Annotated in this window: 14 protein-coding genes; 7 read left to right on the forward strand and 7 right to left on the reverse strand. The window is 31.2% G+C overall.

Annotated features, from left to right (window positions below; translation table 11 throughout):
• Nucleotides 1-7 precede the first annotated feature (7 nt).
• The 7 genes from Q0870_RS02880 to Q0870_RS02910 form a co-directional block, all read right to left on the reverse strand.
• Complete coding sequence (locus Q0870_RS02880) at nt 8-1,009, reverse strand: LamG-like jellyroll fold domain-containing protein (protein ID WP_298550904.1); 1,002 nt, start codon at nt 1,007-1,009, stop codon at nt 8-10.
• A 74-nt stretch (nt 1,010-1,083) separates the two neighbouring features.
• Complete coding sequence (locus Q0870_RS02885; RefSeq protein WP_298550906.1) at nt 1,084-2,445, reverse strand: hypothetical protein; 1,362 nt, start codon at nt 2,443-2,445, stop codon at nt 1,084-1,086.
• A gap of 306 nt (nt 2,446-2,751) precedes the next feature.
• The gene (tpiA, locus tag Q0870_RS02890) at nt 2,752-3,501 is read right to left on the reverse strand and encodes a triose-phosphate isomerase (RefSeq protein ID WP_298550909.1); all 750 of its coding nucleotides are present in this window, start codon (nt 3,499-3,501) and stop codon (nt 2,752-2,754) included.
• An 82-nt stretch (nt 3,502-3,583) separates the two neighbouring features.
• Nucleotides 3,584-4,075: a TlpA disulfide reductase family protein gene (locus tag Q0870_RS02895; protein WP_298550911.1), complete on the reverse strand. Its 492-nt coding sequence runs from the start codon at nt 4,073-4,075 to the stop codon at nt 3,584-3,586.
• A gap of 50 nt (nt 4,076-4,125) precedes the next feature.
• A complete protein-coding gene (locus tag Q0870_RS02900; protein WP_298550913.1) occupies nt 4,126-5,202 on the reverse strand; it encodes an ABC transporter permease in 1,077 nt (358 codons plus the stop codon).
• Nucleotides 5,203-5,233: 31 nt separating this feature from the next.
• Nucleotides 5,234-6,544 carry a BT_3928 family protein gene (locus Q0870_RS02905; RefSeq protein ID WP_298550916.1) on the reverse strand — a complete coding sequence of 437 codons (1,311 nt, stop codon included), beginning with the start codon at nt 6,542-6,544 and terminating at the stop codon, nt 5,234-5,236.
• Between the two features lie 57 nt (nt 6,545-6,601).
• Nucleotides 6,602-7,141, reverse strand: a complete 540-nt coding sequence (locus Q0870_RS02910) for a DUF1599 domain-containing protein (RefSeq protein WP_298550917.1) — start codon at nt 7,139-7,141, stop codon at nt 6,602-6,604.
• Nucleotides 7,142-7,245: 104 nt separating this feature from the next.
• Between Q0870_RS02910 and folP the strand changes: the two genes are divergently transcribed.
• The 7 genes from folP to Q0870_RS02945 all read left to right on the forward strand — a co-directional run bounded on the left by folP (nt 7,246) and on the right by Q0870_RS02945 (nt 15,465).
• Nucleotides 7,246-8,070 (forward strand): dihydropteroate synthase, encoded by an 825-nt coding sequence (folP, locus tag Q0870_RS02915; RefSeq protein WP_298550918.1) that lies wholly within the window; start codon nt 7,246-7,248, stop codon nt 8,068-8,070.
• A 5-nt stretch (nt 8,071-8,075) separates the two neighbouring features.
• The gene (locus Q0870_RS02920) at nt 8,076-8,759 is read left to right on the forward strand and encodes a hypothetical protein (RefSeq protein ID WP_298550919.1); all 684 of its coding nucleotides are present in this window, start codon (nt 8,076-8,078) and stop codon (nt 8,757-8,759) included.
• 35 nt (nt 8,760-8,794) lie between these two features.
• Nucleotides 8,795-9,580 (forward strand): diadenylate cyclase, encoded by a 786-nt coding sequence (locus Q0870_RS02925; protein WP_298550920.1) that lies wholly within the window; start codon nt 8,795-8,797, stop codon nt 9,578-9,580.
• A gap of 127 nt (nt 9,581-9,707) precedes the next feature.
• Complete coding sequence (locus Q0870_RS02930) at nt 9,708-10,805, forward strand: hypothetical protein (RefSeq protein WP_298550921.1); 1,098 nt, start codon at nt 9,708-9,710, stop codon at nt 10,803-10,805.
• Between the two features lie 95 nt (nt 10,806-10,900).
• Nucleotides 10,901-11,491: a sigma-70 family RNA polymerase sigma factor gene (locus Q0870_RS02935; RefSeq protein WP_298550922.1), complete on the forward strand. Its 591-nt coding sequence runs from the start codon at nt 10,901-10,903 to the stop codon at nt 11,489-11,491.
• Between the two features lie 10 nt (nt 11,492-11,501).
• Nucleotides 11,502-12,242: a tetratricopeptide repeat protein gene (locus tag Q0870_RS02940; protein WP_298550924.1), complete on the forward strand. Its 741-nt coding sequence runs from the start codon at nt 11,502-11,504 to the stop codon at nt 12,240-12,242.
• Nucleotides 12,243-12,252: 10 nt separating this feature from the next.
• Entirely contained in the window at nt 12,253-15,465 is a 3,213-nt protein-coding gene (locus tag Q0870_RS02945) for a CHAT domain-containing protein (protein ID WP_298550926.1), read from the forward strand.
• Nucleotides 15,466-15,657: the final 192 nt, after the last annotated feature.

Here is a 15,657-nt window from a genome sequence, read left to right on the forward strand (position 1 = left end):
AATTGTGTTACCTTTTTATTATTTTCCCTGCGGCCTTCTCAATATTATTTCCATTTAACTTATACAGATATACACCAGAATTTAAATTACTTATATCTATTTTTATGCTAGAAATGTTAATTCTATTGACCTTTGTAACTAAACGACCGGACAAATCGAAAATATGCAATTCTAAATTTTCATTTGTCGTAAATGTACTTTTCGAAATATCTAAGGTAAATGTATGTGTTACTGGGTTAGGATAAATTCTAATTTGATTTTCTAATACAACCTCCTCTTCAATATTTAAAGTTTCACTGCATTTTCCATTAGAGCCTGCGTTATAAATATCTTGAATTTCGATTTCAGAAAGCGCTCGATTGTAAACTGTAACCTCATCAATTTGTCCACCAAAAAAACTCACATAGTCATCATTTTGGTTATCATATTGTGCACCAATAGTTAATGGCAATCCAGAACTACTTGCTGGAGGGTTAGTAAATGGCACCCAACCAAAATCGAAACCATCAGCATAAATGATATGTTGGTTACCCTGGCGAACATAGGCATAATGATGCCATTGAAAATCTTCAAAAGATGGCCCTCCTAATTCTACAATAGTTTCATCTGTATCTTGAAAAGCACAATTAAATGTTGCTCCTGAAAAATACATGGAAAACACAGTAGGTTCATTTTTGGCACCTTTACAAACCGCCATATTTTCGAGATTGAATACTGTTTGTAATGCCCAAAACTCTACTGTAATATCACCTGTAATATCTAAATTATTATTACTAGAAACCACTACCAGATCATCTACTCCATCAAACAAAAAGGCTTTATTTACCGCGCCAGTTGCATAGGATACTCCGTTAGGTGTGCCATGGTTACTGCCTTCAGAATCATTAGCATTATCTTCGGCAGCCCACCAACTTATTAAATTGTTTGGCGGCGCAACACATTGTCCAAATACATTTATACCAAAACATGTAATTATTACTAAGAATAAGTTTTTTTTAAAATTTTTCATAATTAGTATTTTAAATTTGTTATTTCCTTTTTTTGATTCATCAATAGAATCATATTTTTTCTGGATTACATTAATTATGGAATATGTATCACATAATCCTCGATTCTTATATCCTCTACTTCACCAATACACAAACAAGTATTAGTTTCCCAAAGGGTTTCTGCGCTTGTAGCATTAAATTTTGAGCTTTTTAAGATTGATTTTTGTAAATCTTCGCTTTCCGTAAACCAATATACTTGCTGGTTTTCTATATCTAATTTCATTCTATGTGGATAAAAGATTGAAGTAACAGGGCTATTTTCAGCTATACTGGCAAAGCTTAAATTGATTTCAGATAAACCACTATTAAAACTTTTTGTAGCAACCGTATAATGTTTTCCGTTTTCTTTATAATATGATAAAATCATATAAAATATTTCGTTATCATAATCTATAGCTAGATCATGTATTTCGAAGTCTTTAGAAAAATATATAGTAGAAGCTTTTAGAGTACTGTGAATATCTGGATTATAAGCATAAACCGAATTTCTATCATGCATGTACAAAAGGGGTGCTTCACTATTCTTGCTAACCAATATCTTATCAATAGCATTTGCTCTAGTTGCATTATCAACTTGAGTTAACAATGTTTGATTAGAACCATCTGCATCCATTTTATACAATCTGTGATTGCCTACTTTGGTTAAATCTGCGCCGTCTAAAAAATAATAAACTGTTTGTTGCGTATAATCTTTTGCTAATGCACCAAACAAATAATTTGCATCGGAAACTCTATTAGTTATCAGGTTTTCTTCAATAGTATTCATTGAAAAAACATCTATATCTAGCCCAGTTTGAGTTGAACCAAACATTAACTCACTTTTAGGCACATTTAGAGTCATCGCTTGAGCATCAATAACATCTCTTGCCAATACTGTTTCTACAATAGAGTCATCATCATAAAAATCAACTCGAATAACTGTTTCATGCGCTCTATCTGACCCATAAAGCTGCATTGTAATAGCTTTTCCTTCTTCTTCAGTTCCCTCTTTAAATTCTATAGTAATTGACGTTGAAGCATTATTATCGTTCGCATCTCTAAACAGAAAATTAAGCGAATATATTCCGGAATTATCGGGAGTAAAATCTGCTGTTAATTCTAATACTTTGTTGTTTTCGCTAAAATTACTTTCCACATCTGCATCAACTAAATCGCCCTCTTCATCGGTAATAGTTAAAATACCAAAAACAACAGCATTATTATCTGTTGCCTTGGCCTGTATTTGTATTGAATTTGTTGATATAACACTATTATTTGTGTAAAAAACTTCGTTATCTATTGGTGATATAATTTCTATTACTGGTGCTTCTTCGTCACCTTCCAAGGGTTCTGCTTTACAGCTTTTAAATAAGATACTTGTTACTACTACGAGTAACATAAATTTTAAGATTTTCATAAGATTTTATTTTATTGATTAATAACTGACGGCAAGTTAATTTCAGTCTTCAATAAAAAACTCAGGGCATTCACCCAAAAGCAAAAAATCAGGGAATACCCTTAGTTTGGTAATTAGTTGATTTTACGGTATAAAAAAACCTGTTAACTTAAAATAGTCAACAGGCTTAGACGTTTGGTTTTATTACTATACTTTGCAAGCAAACACGTTAGCAATTGCAACGACATCCTTTTTTAAGGAACGAAATAAAGATATAGCGTAAAGCGCGACCCCGTTTTTTTCGGGTAACGCCCAAATTTTATTTATTTAAAATGCGTTTACTATCGCAAAAAAATCATCTGCATTAAGTGCTGCGCCTCCTATTAAACCGCCATCTACATCTGGCTTAGAGAAAATTTCTTTTGCATTTCCAGGCTTGCAACTTCCGCCGTATAAAACGGACGTGTTATTAGCTACATCACTACCATATTTAGTTGCTAATGTTTTTCTAATAAATGCATGCATATCTTGGGCTTGCTCTGGGCTTGCAGTTTCGCCTGTACCTATGGCCCAAACTGGCTCGTATGCTAGTACAATATTTTTATAAGCATCGGCGTTTAAATGAAATAATGCATTACTTATTTGGCTTTCTACAACAGCTTCTTGGTTGTTAGATTTTCTATCTGCTAATACTTCTCCAAAACAGAAAATAATACGCAAATTGTTAGCTAAAGCGGCGTCTACTTTTTTTGCTAAAGTTTCATCTGTTTCATTAAAATATTCGCGACGTTCACTATGCCCTAAAATAACGGTTTTAACACCTACACTTTTAAGCATACTTGCGCTTATTTCGCCTGTATATGCTCCACTTTCTGCAAAGTGCATATTTTGTGCAACAGCCTCAATTCCTGAACCTTCTAAAGCTTTTGCAGCTGAAGCTAAGTTTACGAAAGTAGGTGCTACCATAACTTCTGCATTTGTTGTTTTTGTTTGATTTTTTAAATTGGCAAGTAATGATTCAGTTTGAGCAACATCATTGTTCATTTTCCAGTTTCCTGCTACTATTTGTTTTCTCATAATGACTTGATAACCTTCCTCTTTAGAGAAGGACTAATTTTTATTTTAAGTTAATTGTTTTTCTTTTGTAGTGCTAAAATAGTTAATTTTTTAATGCTTCAATCAACTTATTGTCATTAGCTTCAATAACATTAAATACAACGATTTCGCCAGCTTTATTTACAACCATATATCTAGGAATCCAGCTTATATTTACGAAGTCTGCAAAATCACATTTTTTAGCATTTTGCATAAAATAATGCTCGCCTTTTACATTATATTTTTTTATGCCTCGTTTCCAAGCATCTTCTCCCCTATCTAAAGAGAAAAATAAATAGGATACCTCTTTAAATTGGTTTTGTAGGGCTTTTACTTTTGGCATACCTTTTATACAATCGCCACACCAAGATGCCCAAATATCTATTACTATAGTTTTGCCTTTGTGCTTTTCTAAAATACTTTTTACAGTAATTTGATTACCCTCTAAAGTTGTGAAGGTATCGTTTAATGCTGCTTCTGAAAATTGTTTTGGTTCTTGTGAATTGCAACTCAAAATGGTTACAAAGACTATGAACATATATATTATATTTTTCATGTTATATTTTTAATTTGAAAGATTACCGCCTTCGCGGAAATGCAAAAAAACTATTCTAATTTTACTTTTGGGTCCAACCAAACATAAATTAAGTCGACAAAAATATTGATAATTACAAACATAGTAGCAATAACTAACACGGCTCCCATAATTACTGGTAAATCTAGTGTGTTTAATGCGTTTACAATTTCTTTACCTAATCCGTTCCAACCAAAAATATACTCCACAAAAACAGCTCCAGCAAGCATAGAAGCAAACCATCCTGAAATGGCAGTTACAACCGGATTCAATGCATTTTTTACAGCATGTTTTTTTATGATTTGAAATTCGCTTAGCCCTTTTGCTCTAGCTGTTCTAATATAATCTTGATTAAAAACTTCTAATAAAGAATTTCTCATAAGCTGAATAACAACAGCCAATGGACGGATACCCAATACCACGGCTGGCAATATTAAGTTCTTCCATTTGATGTGCATGGCTTCTCCAAAATCATCAAGCTCATATAAACTTCCTGTCATTTCTAAATTGGTAAAATCATGTAGCAAATAGCCAAAGAACCATGCGAATAAAATGGCACTAAAAAATGATGGAATACTCATACCAAAAGTGCTGAAAATTTGAATGGTTTTATCCAGCCACCTGTCTTTATACAGCGCTGAAACTATTCCTAATAAGACTCCTAAGATAATAGCTATTATAATAGCTGATACAGCTAACACAAATGTATTGGGTAAGGTTTCTGATAATACTTCACTTACGCGCTTCCCTTGTTTTGCAAAAGATTCCCTTAAATAAGGTTTTTTTAAAACTGTTGTTGTACTTCCTAGCGAGAATAGTTTGGTAGCACTATATTTTCCGTTACTAAGAAACGTATAGTCTTCTGAATTGTTGGAGTGAAATGAAATGGGAGATAAATCATTTAAATAATATAAATATTGTGTGGTTACAGATTTATCAAATCCGTATTTTTTCTTAACGATTGCTAATTGTTCGCTGTCATCATTTTGTCCCATCATCATTTGTGCTGGATCTCCGGGAAGCACACTAAATAAAAAGAAAATAACTGTTATTACTCCTATTAAAGTGAGTAATGCATAAAAGATTTTATTTAGTAAGTAGTTTATCAATTGTTTGTTGTTAAGTTGCTAGTTAAAACTATTACTTTTTTAATTCAATTATAACAATACCACTGTAATTACCATTATATAAATGATATATAGAATCTATGACTTTTTTATTGTCATGAATAACACGCACCGCTTTTATATTATCTTTGTTTATGGCATCTATTTCAGCTTTTGTTAATGGCTTGTTATCAACAAGGTATAATATATCTTGAATTTCTTTTACTTGTTCAGATTTTTTCTCAACCTCTGGCAAAATCAAATCATCAATATCATTCCAATGTACTTTTTGCTGAACTAAGCCTTTATCTAACTCTAATATTCCTGGGTTAGAACGTACTACTGTTTTAAGCGCTTTCTCATCACATAAATACCAATTAAAATCTATATTATAAGCTTCGTTAATACGCTTTTTCGCTTCATCTCCTGAAGCTGTTAAGCCTATAATTTGATAATTGTTCTTTCTAGCTTCATCTTGTAAAGCCTTTAGTTTTAAAGCTCCATCTCGTTCAATTTTCTCTAAACTATAAGATACTACAACTACTAAATTTTCTTGATCTAAAAAGTGGGTTGTTAAATCTTCATCTATACTTTCAATCGAAAAATCTACCACTGGAGGTGTGTAACCCTCTTGAATTACCTCGGTTTCAACGCTAACAAAATCACCTTCAACTGATGGATATGAACCATTTGTTTTAATCACCTTTTCTTCTCCATTAACATTAAATTTCCAGCTGTATTCTTGAATTGGTTTTGGAGCATCTTTTGGCACAATCATACCCTCTTGTATATTCTTACCAATGGCGTAAGCTCTAAAATCTATAGAAGGTAAGTGCATTAACACATGATAACCAAACCATAAACTGGCTATAAACCCAAATAAAGCGATAACCGTTGTTGGAAGTTTTCCGAATACAGGTTTTATCTGTTTTACACCTATAAAAAGAATTATAATTAACACTAAAAGTGCAACATCCTTCCAAAATGTTTCCCAAGGTTTTAATTTAATAAAATCTCCAAAACAGCCACAGTCTTTTACCTTTTCAAAATACGCCGCATAAAATGTTAAAAAGGTGAAGAATACAATCATTGCTAACAAACTCCAAACTGTAAATTTAGGTTTGTAACCAATGAGTAAAAACACACCTAAAACCACCTCAAATACAACCACGAAAACCGAAATGATTAAAGCATAAGGTTCTAAAAAAGGGATATTTAAAACATCTGGACTAAAATACTCTTGAAGTTTATACGAAAACCCAAGTGGATCGTTGAGTTTTATAAACCCAGAGAAGATGAATAATACACCAACTAATATTCTACTTATTGATACTAATGTTTTCATATATATTTCGTTTGAAAAGACCTTTCGACTGCACGCAAGACAACACCTCGTTTTAAATTACCTTTCGCTTAAGTGAATCATCGCAAATATCGCGTAGTTAATCATGTCTTGATAATTAGCATCAATGCCTTCACTTACTAATGTTTTTCCTTGGTTATCTTCAATCTGTTTAACACGCAATAATTTTTGTAAAATTAAATCGGTTAAACTGCTTACTCTCATATCGCGCCATGCTTCACCATAATCATGATTTTTATCTTCCATAAGCTGCTTAGTAATAGCTACTTTTTCTTCGTACAATTTTGTAGCTTCTTTTGTAGACATATCTGGTTGCTCAACAACACCTTTTTCTAATTGAATGAGTGCCATAATGCAATAGTTTATAATACCTATAAATTCGCTTTCTTGCCCCTCATCAACCTTCTGAACATCATTTTGTTGCAACCCTCTGATACGCTGTGCTTTTATAAAAATTTGATCTGTTAAAGATGGTAATCTTAAAATTCGCCATGCACTACCGTAGTCACTCATTTTCTTAATAAATAAACTTTTACAGGTATCTATTACCGCATCGTATTGTTTTGAAGTATCTTGCATCTATAAATTCAATTTTCCGTAAATTTCGCATAAATAATTAAAACCTTCAAGGTTTATGGTTTAAAGTTTTAAACTATGTACCAACACAATACAAAACACTATAAATGACTATTAATTGCAAAGGCAAACTCATCGATTTATCTTCACCGAAAGTGATGGGTATTTTAAACATTACTCCAGATTCGTTTTATGATGGCGGTGCTCATAAAAATGAAGCGGAAGTTTTAAAGCATGTTGAACAGATGCTAAACGAAGGTGCTGCCTTTATTGATGTTGGTGCGTATAGCTCTAGACCAAATGCCGACCATGTTAGTGAAGCTAACGAATTAAAACGTATTCTTCCGATAGTAGAACTAATTCTGAAAGAATTCCCAGAAACCTTACTTTCTATTGATACTTTTAGAAGCAAAGTCGCTAAACAATGTATTGAAGCAGGTGCTTGTTTGATTAATGATATTTCAGCAGGTTTACTAGATAAAAACATGCTGCAAACCATTGCTGATTTATATGTACCTTATATCATGATGCATATGCGAGGAACACCTCAAACTATGCAACAGCTAACCGAATATGACGATTTAGTAAAAGATGTTCTATTCTATTTTTCTGAAAGAATAGCAGCTGCAAAAGCTTTGGGTATTGTTGATATTATTATTGACCCTGGATTTGGTTTTGCAAAAAATTTAGAACAGAATTTTGAATTATTGAATAAACTAGAACTTTTTAAAATGATTGAGAAACCGCTACTAATTGGTGTTTCAAGAAAATCCATGATTTACAAAACTTTAGACACCTCAGCTAAAGATGCTTTAAACGGAACTTCTGTTTTAAATACCGTTGTACTGCAAAAAGGCGCTTCTATTTTAAGAGTGCATGACGTTAAAGAAGCTATAGAATGTATAAAATTAACTAGATTGTTAGATTGTTAGAAATTATGAGAAAGATTTTATTGGTTATTATATTTATAATTGTTCTTTCCTGCGGAAATGAAAAAGTACTCCAATTACCAGAAATAAGTTATTCAGAAATTACAGATTTAAAAGATGTATCTCATGCCTATTTATTTTATGATGAAACCAAAGAAGACAATGTGGAACTGAACAGAAAAAACCTCATCAGCACCACAAATTGGTTGATTAATGTAGATAAACGCTTAACTCTAAAACAAGCTATTCCTCATATTAAATACTTACAAGATAAAAAGGCTAATTCTAGTCATAAAAATGAAAAGGCTAAGAATTACTATACTTGTAATGATACGAGTATAAACAACTTAGGGTTTATTGAATTCACTAATGTTTCTTATAAAAATGAATCATTAGATGATTATTCAGGTATATTATCAAGTGTTGGGGATTCTGAAAACTCAACCGCTATTGCTTTTGAAGATTACAATAACATTACAATTGCAAGTACTGTTTTAAAATCCATAGTTTTAGAAACAACCAAAGACAGTTTATCATATTACTTAAAAAAATGCGATACTAAAGACGGGCTTATTTTATTGAATTTTCATGAAGAATTATCCTTTCAAAATTACATTGAATACAAATCCATTATTTCTGAAACAGATTTAAACGACTCAAAAATATCAAACAACGAATTTATTTTTAATTAACCCTTTTTTCTTAAATTTACCAAAACACACCACTATTGGATATTTTTAAAGACCTTTTAAAACTTACTGTTGTTGACATCATAGATGTTATATTAGTAGCACTACTACTCTACTATGCTTACAGATTAATTAAAGGCACGGTTGCCATCAATATTTTTATAGGCATCATAATTGTTTACGGTGCTTGGAGATTAACGGACTTTCTAGAAATGGAACTACTTACTGGTATTTTTGGTGGTTTTATGAAAGTAGGTATTATTGCTTTAATAGTCGTTTTTCAGCCAGAAATAAGAAAGTTTTTGCTCATGGTTGGTTCAACTAATTTTGGTAGGCGACGCAAATTTTTACAACAAATAAAATTCTTAAAAACAGAGAGTAGCGATGAAACTGATGTTGATGCCATAATTTCTGCCTGTGATAAAATGTCAGCGTCTAGAACTGGGGCGCTTATCGTTTTTGAGCGTAATAACAATCTAGATTTCCTATCGCAATCTGGTGATGAAATGAACATTAAAGTCACGCAACCCATTATAGAAAGTATTTTTTTCAAGAATAGTCCACTGCACGATGGCGCTATAATAGTTAGCGACAATATCGTAAAAGCAACACGAGTTATTTTACCTGTAAACAATGAAAAAAATATTCCGCAACGTTTTGGTTTACGACATCGAGCTGCTATTGGAGTTACCGAAAAAACAGATGCTCTAGCATTGGTTGTAAGTGAGGAAACTGGCCATATATCGTATTTTAAAGATGGAGAGTTTGTAGTTTTTGAAGACTCAACTGAACTTAATACCATGATTAAAACCGATTTAGCTTAATAAAACAAAACTATCTTGCTTCTTTAAGCAACCGACTTTAACTATAAACAAATACCTAATATAATTTTTTTGATGACATTTTAAAGTTGTCTTTATGTAGAGATATAACACATTAATATCTTTTCGAATGAAGACTCTATTTAAAATCATTTTATGCTTCATGATTGTTCTTTTTAACTACTCATGCGGACAATCTTCAAAATCATCAGAAACTCAAACCATTCAACTTAACGGAAAAACCTATACACTAAAAGAAGGTATTAACGCTTCCAAAGTTCAATTAAACAAAAAGCCAGAACCTAAGGTCATTTTTCACAAGATTGACGATACTCAAAGAAACATGGTAATGGGGTATCAGCCTATGCCAAGTGATTGGAAATACTTAGATAAACAGGATAAAGATGGGGTCTATATAAAAGGGCCAAATAATGTAAAAGTTTTTATGCCAAAATTCGATTTTTTTGTTTATTCACAACTACCTGGATACAATCAAATGAGCTCTGAAATGGGTCAACAAGTAAAACCCCTAAAAAGCGTAGAGCAGTTAGTTAAGGAAGAATTTGTTCCCTTATTTGGTAAAGAAGGTGCTAGACTATTAAAACAATATCATTTACCTAAGCTAAAAGCATACGATGAAAATTATGACCAACTCATGTTTAAATCCGTACCTCAACAAAAATCGTTTGAAGCCTATGCAACAGAATGGGAAGCTAAAGATGATAACAAATTTTTATTTATAATTCGCCAGAATATAACTTACACCCAAGAAGCTTGTTATTGGGGATATACGCTAAATGCACTAGAATCTCCAAAACAATATTTTGAAACAGCAAAAAACAATTATTTATATACACTAGAAAACACAAAATATAATCCACAATGGCGACATGCATGTTATATGGAAGATGCTCAAAAATCAGCTCAAGCCGGCAAATTGCATCAACAACGTATGGCCAATTTACGCGCCGAAGGACAAGCCATAATTGAAAGAGGTAAATCACATAGTGCCATGGTAGATAGAAACCACAAACGCTTTATGGATGCTCATCTAGAAAGACAAACTGTTTCTACTGGTGGCACAAATTATCAAGTAGACGCTGGTAGTAATGTGTATTGGATAAATTCTAATGGTGAATACATTCCTACTAATGATTTTAATTTTGACCCGAATTTAGACCCAAATCTTAACAGCCAAACTTGGACGAAAGGAACTAACAACAACTAAAATTATGATAGAATTAATACCAAGATAAAAGCTAAGAAAATTGACGTAGCGTTTTTAACATAAAAAGTGTATCTTTCTTGCGCTATTAACAACCTATGCCAGAGAAAAGTACACTTCAAAAAGACTACTCAAGTCAAGAAAAACTTGTTAAGTCCATTCAAGCTAATGATGACAGCGTTCTAAAAAGCTTGTATAATGATAATTTTTATAAAACAGAGCAATATATTTTAACAAATAGCGGCTCCGTTGATGAAGCTAAAGATATATTTCAAGAGGCTTTTGTAGCCGTTTGGGAGAATGTTCAGGATAATAAATTTGTACCAAAAAATGAATCGGCACTAAATGGATATTTATATACCATAGCTAAAAACAAATGGTTAAATCATTTAAATTCTGTTCGATATAGAAAAACAAATTCATTTGAAAACCATGTGCAAACGTTAACAAATACAAACACCATTGAAAACGAAATCTTTAAAGAAGAAGATACTAATAAAATAAATGAAGTAGTTAGTGCTTTTGATAGTTTAGGAGAGGCTTGTAAAAAATTATTGTCTGTTTTTTATTATGATAACAAATCGCTTAGAGACATTTCAAAACTATTTAATGTAACAGAAGCATCAGCACGAAATAAAAAATATCGTTGTATAGAAAAATTAAGAACACTGGTATTAAAATCTAATTAAACCCTATAAATTGGAAAATAGCAACCCCATATCGCCCGAACTTTTAGATACTATAGAACGGTATTTAAAAAACACCATGAATACAAACGAACGTGAAGTATTCGAGGAAAAATTAAAAGACAATACAACACTTCAGCAACAGGTAAAAGATATTGAAACTATACTTTTTGGTGTTAGGAAAGCCATTTTTAAAAATAAAGCAAACCATTTTCATAAAACGCTAATAAATAAAGATTCAGAAATTAAAGCAGACAAGAAAGTATTTAATTTAAATTTTAAACACATGTCTATTGCCGCATCTGTAGTCTTATTATTGGGAAGTGTTTGGTTTTTTAATCAAAAAAAATCAAATAGTACCTTATTTGATAAATACTATATTGAAGATAGAGGCTTAGAAACAAACATGGGAGAAACAAACAATTATACTTTTGATGATGCCATGGTAGATTATAAGCACGGTAAATATGATAAAGCCATTGAAAAATGGAATCTTCTCCAAAAAAACCAACCAAAAAATGACACCTTAAATTACTTTTTAGGTGTTGCGCATTTAGCAAATAAAGATGCTGACAAAGCCATTAAATTTTTAGAAACTACAGCAAATAACAGTGAAAGCACTTTCTTAAACGAAGCCAATTTTTATTTAGGTCTTTCCTATTTAAAACTAGATAAAACGGATTTGGCCATTGAAACTTTACAAAAAAGTAATTCTGAAAGAAGCAAAGCGGTAATTGAAGCATTAAAAGAGTAAAAACCTGAAAATGAATCTAAGATATATTCTTTTTGCTTTAATCACTTTTGTCTACGTACAAATACATTCAGCACAAAATACATCCACAACAGATTTAAATTATGTAAAAGAATTAATTACAGTAGATAGTCTCTCAAAAGCAGAAACAGAAATAGTATCGCAAATTAGTATATTCAAATCTAAGAACAATCACGATACTTTAGTACACTATATATATACGTTAGGTAAAATTCAAATACTTAAAAACGCACCTATTGATAAAGCTATTCTACTTTCAGAAACCATTTCAAAAGTAACAACAAGCAAAATCACACTAAGTAAATTAAATCTAGAACTAGCAAAATTGTACTTTGAAAAGGGAAATCAATCTGAGGCTTACCAATATGCAAAAAAAGCCAAAATGTTTGCTGAAGGTCTTACAAATAAAAGCTTATTGTTAGAAGCAGAATATTATCTAGGTGATTATTCCATGAAACTAGGAAATATAACAAACCTAGAAAACCACATACGTGCTGCAAACAGCTTAATTAAAAAAAACAAAGATAAACCTTATGCTTACACAGCACGTGTTTTAAATTTAATGGGAGCAGTTATGTTTTTTTCCTCAAAACAAGATAGTGCCGTTTACTACTTTGAAAATGCTTTAAAAAATATTAATAATCTTCCCAATAACATAGAAAATCAATTATACCTGCCTGCTGCCATAAAAGGGAACTTATTTCTTATTAAACTTAATCAAGGTAAACATTCAGAAAGCAGGAAACTAGTTGAGGAATCTTTAATTCTAAATCAAAAATTTTTAAACCAAACCAACAACCATCCCCTATTAAAACGAGTAAAACGAAATATTGCTCTAGGTTACACCAATTTATCTAGTTTGTATTTTGATTTAGGTGATTTTAACCGTTCAGACCAAATCACACAGTTATCTCTTGGTTTTGCTAAAGAAAACTTCTTGCCAAAAACTGAAGAATACTTTTTAACCACATTAGCCGTAGCTGAAGTTAAGCACGCCAAACTTGAATTAAAAAAAGCACTTATATATCTTAAAGAAGCAGAAGCCTGTTTAGATAATATGCCCCAAGAAAACAATCAGCTTAGAGCATATTTATATAACGATTATGGTTCAACATTTTATAAAATGAAGAATTATGAAAAAGCTTTGTTTTATTTTGAAAAGAGTAATACGTTCCATGAAAAATCTAATCCAGATGAGTACGACTCCAATAGATTATATCAAACCATGAATTTTGGGATTCTATTAGGGAAAACAGGGCAAAAGGAAAAAGCAATAGATTATGTTACAAACGCCTACAATTATGTGGTAAAAGAAAAAAGGCAAAATAATTATTTAGAAAATGTTTTAATCTTAACATTAGCAACTATAAATTTTGATTGTAACGATTATGAGCAAACTATAAAATGGTGTAATAAAAGCTTTAACATCTATAATAAAAACTCGAAAAACAAAGGATATGACAAACTCCTTTTTGAAGAAAAAAAAGCAGAACTCATTTTATTAAATGCTAAATCCAAATACCATTTAAATCAAGATAAAAGTGTTACATTTTTAAAAAGCCTATTATTAGAAATTGAAGAAGCTATACTAATTCTTGAAAACCGAAAATCTATAATTTCCTCACTTGAAAGTGTAAACACCCTATTAGAAGAAAATAAGTCAGTTTTTGATTTTGCTAAAAAATTGAATTTAGAATTGTACAATTTAACAGAAGATTCAGCGTATTTAACCAAAGTTGTAAGTCTTCATGAATCTGCATTATATAATAGAATTAGGTCTCGTTTAAATATTAACAAAGGGACTTCTTTTGCAGATGTACCTCTAGAAATTATTGCAAAAGAGAATGAAATTAAAAATAAACTAAATATCAAAATTGAGGAACAGGACAGTCAAGAAACAGCAATAGAAAATATTGTAAAAAGTAATGTAGAATGGCGTGAGTTTTTAGAGAATATTAAGAAAAACCATCCAAAGTATTACAAGATGCGTTATGGAACTATTGGAGAATCTTTAGCATTTTTACAAGATGATATAAACGAAAACACTTCTGTATTACGATACTTTTTTATTGATGATGCATTGTATGTGTACTTACTAAAAAGAGAGAGTCAAAAATTATTTAAACTAGACCATAAATTAATTAAAAAACATATTGATAAGCTTAATGAAAATCAATCTCAACTTTCAGAAACTAGTGATGTATTATATGAATTATATCAGAGTTTATGGAAGCCTTTTGAAGATGAAATAACCACTAAAAATATCATTATAATTCCAGACGGTAATTTATACAACATTAGTTTTGAAACGCTTACACCAAAGAAAATTAAAACGTTTAAAGATTTAGCTACAAATAGTCTTTTAGCAAATTATAACATCTCTTATAATTACAGTTTGTACTTGTTAGGGCAATATGAAAACACGACTAGTTATAAAAACAAGTTTATTGCCTTTGCACCAGAGTTTAATGATGAAATGAAAAAGAATTATAAGCTTGCAATCACAGACTCTTTAAGTTATGATAAAACGTATCTAACATTACTGCAACAACCCTTTAATGTAGATTTAGCAAAAGCTTATGCTAAACTATTTGATGGCAACTACTTTTTAAATGAAAACTCAACGGAACGTATTTTTAAACAAAATGCCAGCGAGCATAAAATTATACATATAGGCACGCATGCAGAATCAAACAATATAAGTCCAGAACTCTCACGTTTGCTTTTTGCTAAAAACGTTTCCAACGATAATGAAGATGGTTTCTTATATGCTTACGAGATTTACGACACCAGCCTAAACTCTAATTTAGCTATCCTAACAGCATGTGAAACTGGAAAACCAAGTTACCAAGCTGGAGAAGGTATGATTTCTTTAGCACACGCCTTTAATTACGCTGGAAGCGAAAGCATATTAACAAGTTTATGGAAAGTCGATGAGCGCTCAACAGCAGAAATTATTGAATCGTTTTACAAAAATATAGATGCTGAAAAACCAAAAGATGAAGCACTAAGATTAGCAAAACTAGATTATATAAATAATACTGAAGGTAGAACGGTTGCTCCAAAATTTTGGGCGGGATTAGTTTTAATGGGAGACGCTACGCCTATTGAAATCTCAAACGGCATGCCTATTTGGCAATGGTTACTTATTATTGGAAGTATTGTACTCGGAATTTTCTTTTTAAACAGATATAAAAAACGCTAAGCCCAACAAAACTGAAATTGTTGTTTAAATTAAAAAACATATCTTCAATACTACTTGGAGTTCCGACAAAGTCGGAATCAACGATTTTCAGAAATAATAAGCTAAAAACATTGTTAAAAGCCTAAATCTAGGATTAAAACTCTAAAGTCATTAAAAAAACTAAAACATTAATGTATTGGCTAATGGTGCGCA

Origin of the sequence: uncultured Algibacter sp. (genome assembly GCF_947487575.1) — a bacterium.
Taxonomy (GTDB): domain Bacteria; phylum Bacteroidota; class Bacteroidia; order Flavobacteriales; family Flavobacteriaceae; genus Algibacter_B.

What these genes read in the sequence shown, in the direction of transcription:
- Q0870_RS02880 (WP_298550904.1), bottom strand. Translation starts at nt 1,009, where the DNA reads ATGAAAAATTTTAAAAAAAACTTATTCTTAGTAATAATTACATGTTTT.
- Q0870_RS02885 (WP_298550906.1), bottom strand. Translation starts at nt 2,445, where the DNA reads ATGAAAATCTTAAAATTTATGTTACTCGTAGTAGTAACAAGTATCTTA.
- tpiA (WP_298550909.1), bottom strand. Translation starts at nt 3,501, where the DNA reads ATGAGAAAACAAATAGTAGCAGGAAACTGGAAAATGAACAATGATGTT.
- Q0870_RS02895 (WP_298550911.1), bottom strand. Translation starts at nt 4,075, where the DNA reads ATGAAAAATATAATATATATGTTCATAGTCTTTGTAACCATTTTGAGT.
- Q0870_RS02905 (WP_298550916.1), bottom strand. Translation starts at nt 6,544, where the DNA reads ATGAAAACATTAGTATCAATAAGTAGAATATTAGTTGGTGTATTATTC.
- Q0870_RS02910 (WP_298550917.1), bottom strand. Translation starts at nt 7,141, where the DNA reads ATGCAAGATACTTCAAAACAATACGATGCGGTAATAGATACCTGTAAA.
- folP (WP_298550918.1), top strand. Translation starts at nt 7,246, where the DNA reads ATGACTATTAATTGCAAAGGCAAACTCATCGATTTATCTTCACCGAAA.
- Q0870_RS02920 (WP_298550919.1), top strand. Translation starts at nt 8,076, where the DNA reads ATGAGAAAGATTTTATTGGTTATTATATTTATAATTGTTCTTTCCTGC.
- Q0870_RS02930 (WP_298550921.1), top strand. Translation starts at nt 9,708, where the DNA reads ATGAAGACTCTATTTAAAATCATTTTATGCTTCATGATTGTTCTTTTT.
- Q0870_RS02935 (WP_298550922.1), top strand. Translation starts at nt 10,901, where the DNA reads ATGCCAGAGAAAAGTACACTTCAAAAAGACTACTCAAGTCAAGAAAAA.
- Q0870_RS02945 (WP_298550926.1), top strand. Translation starts at nt 12,253, where the DNA reads ATGAATCTAAGATATATTCTTTTTGCTTTAATCACTTTTGTCTACGTA.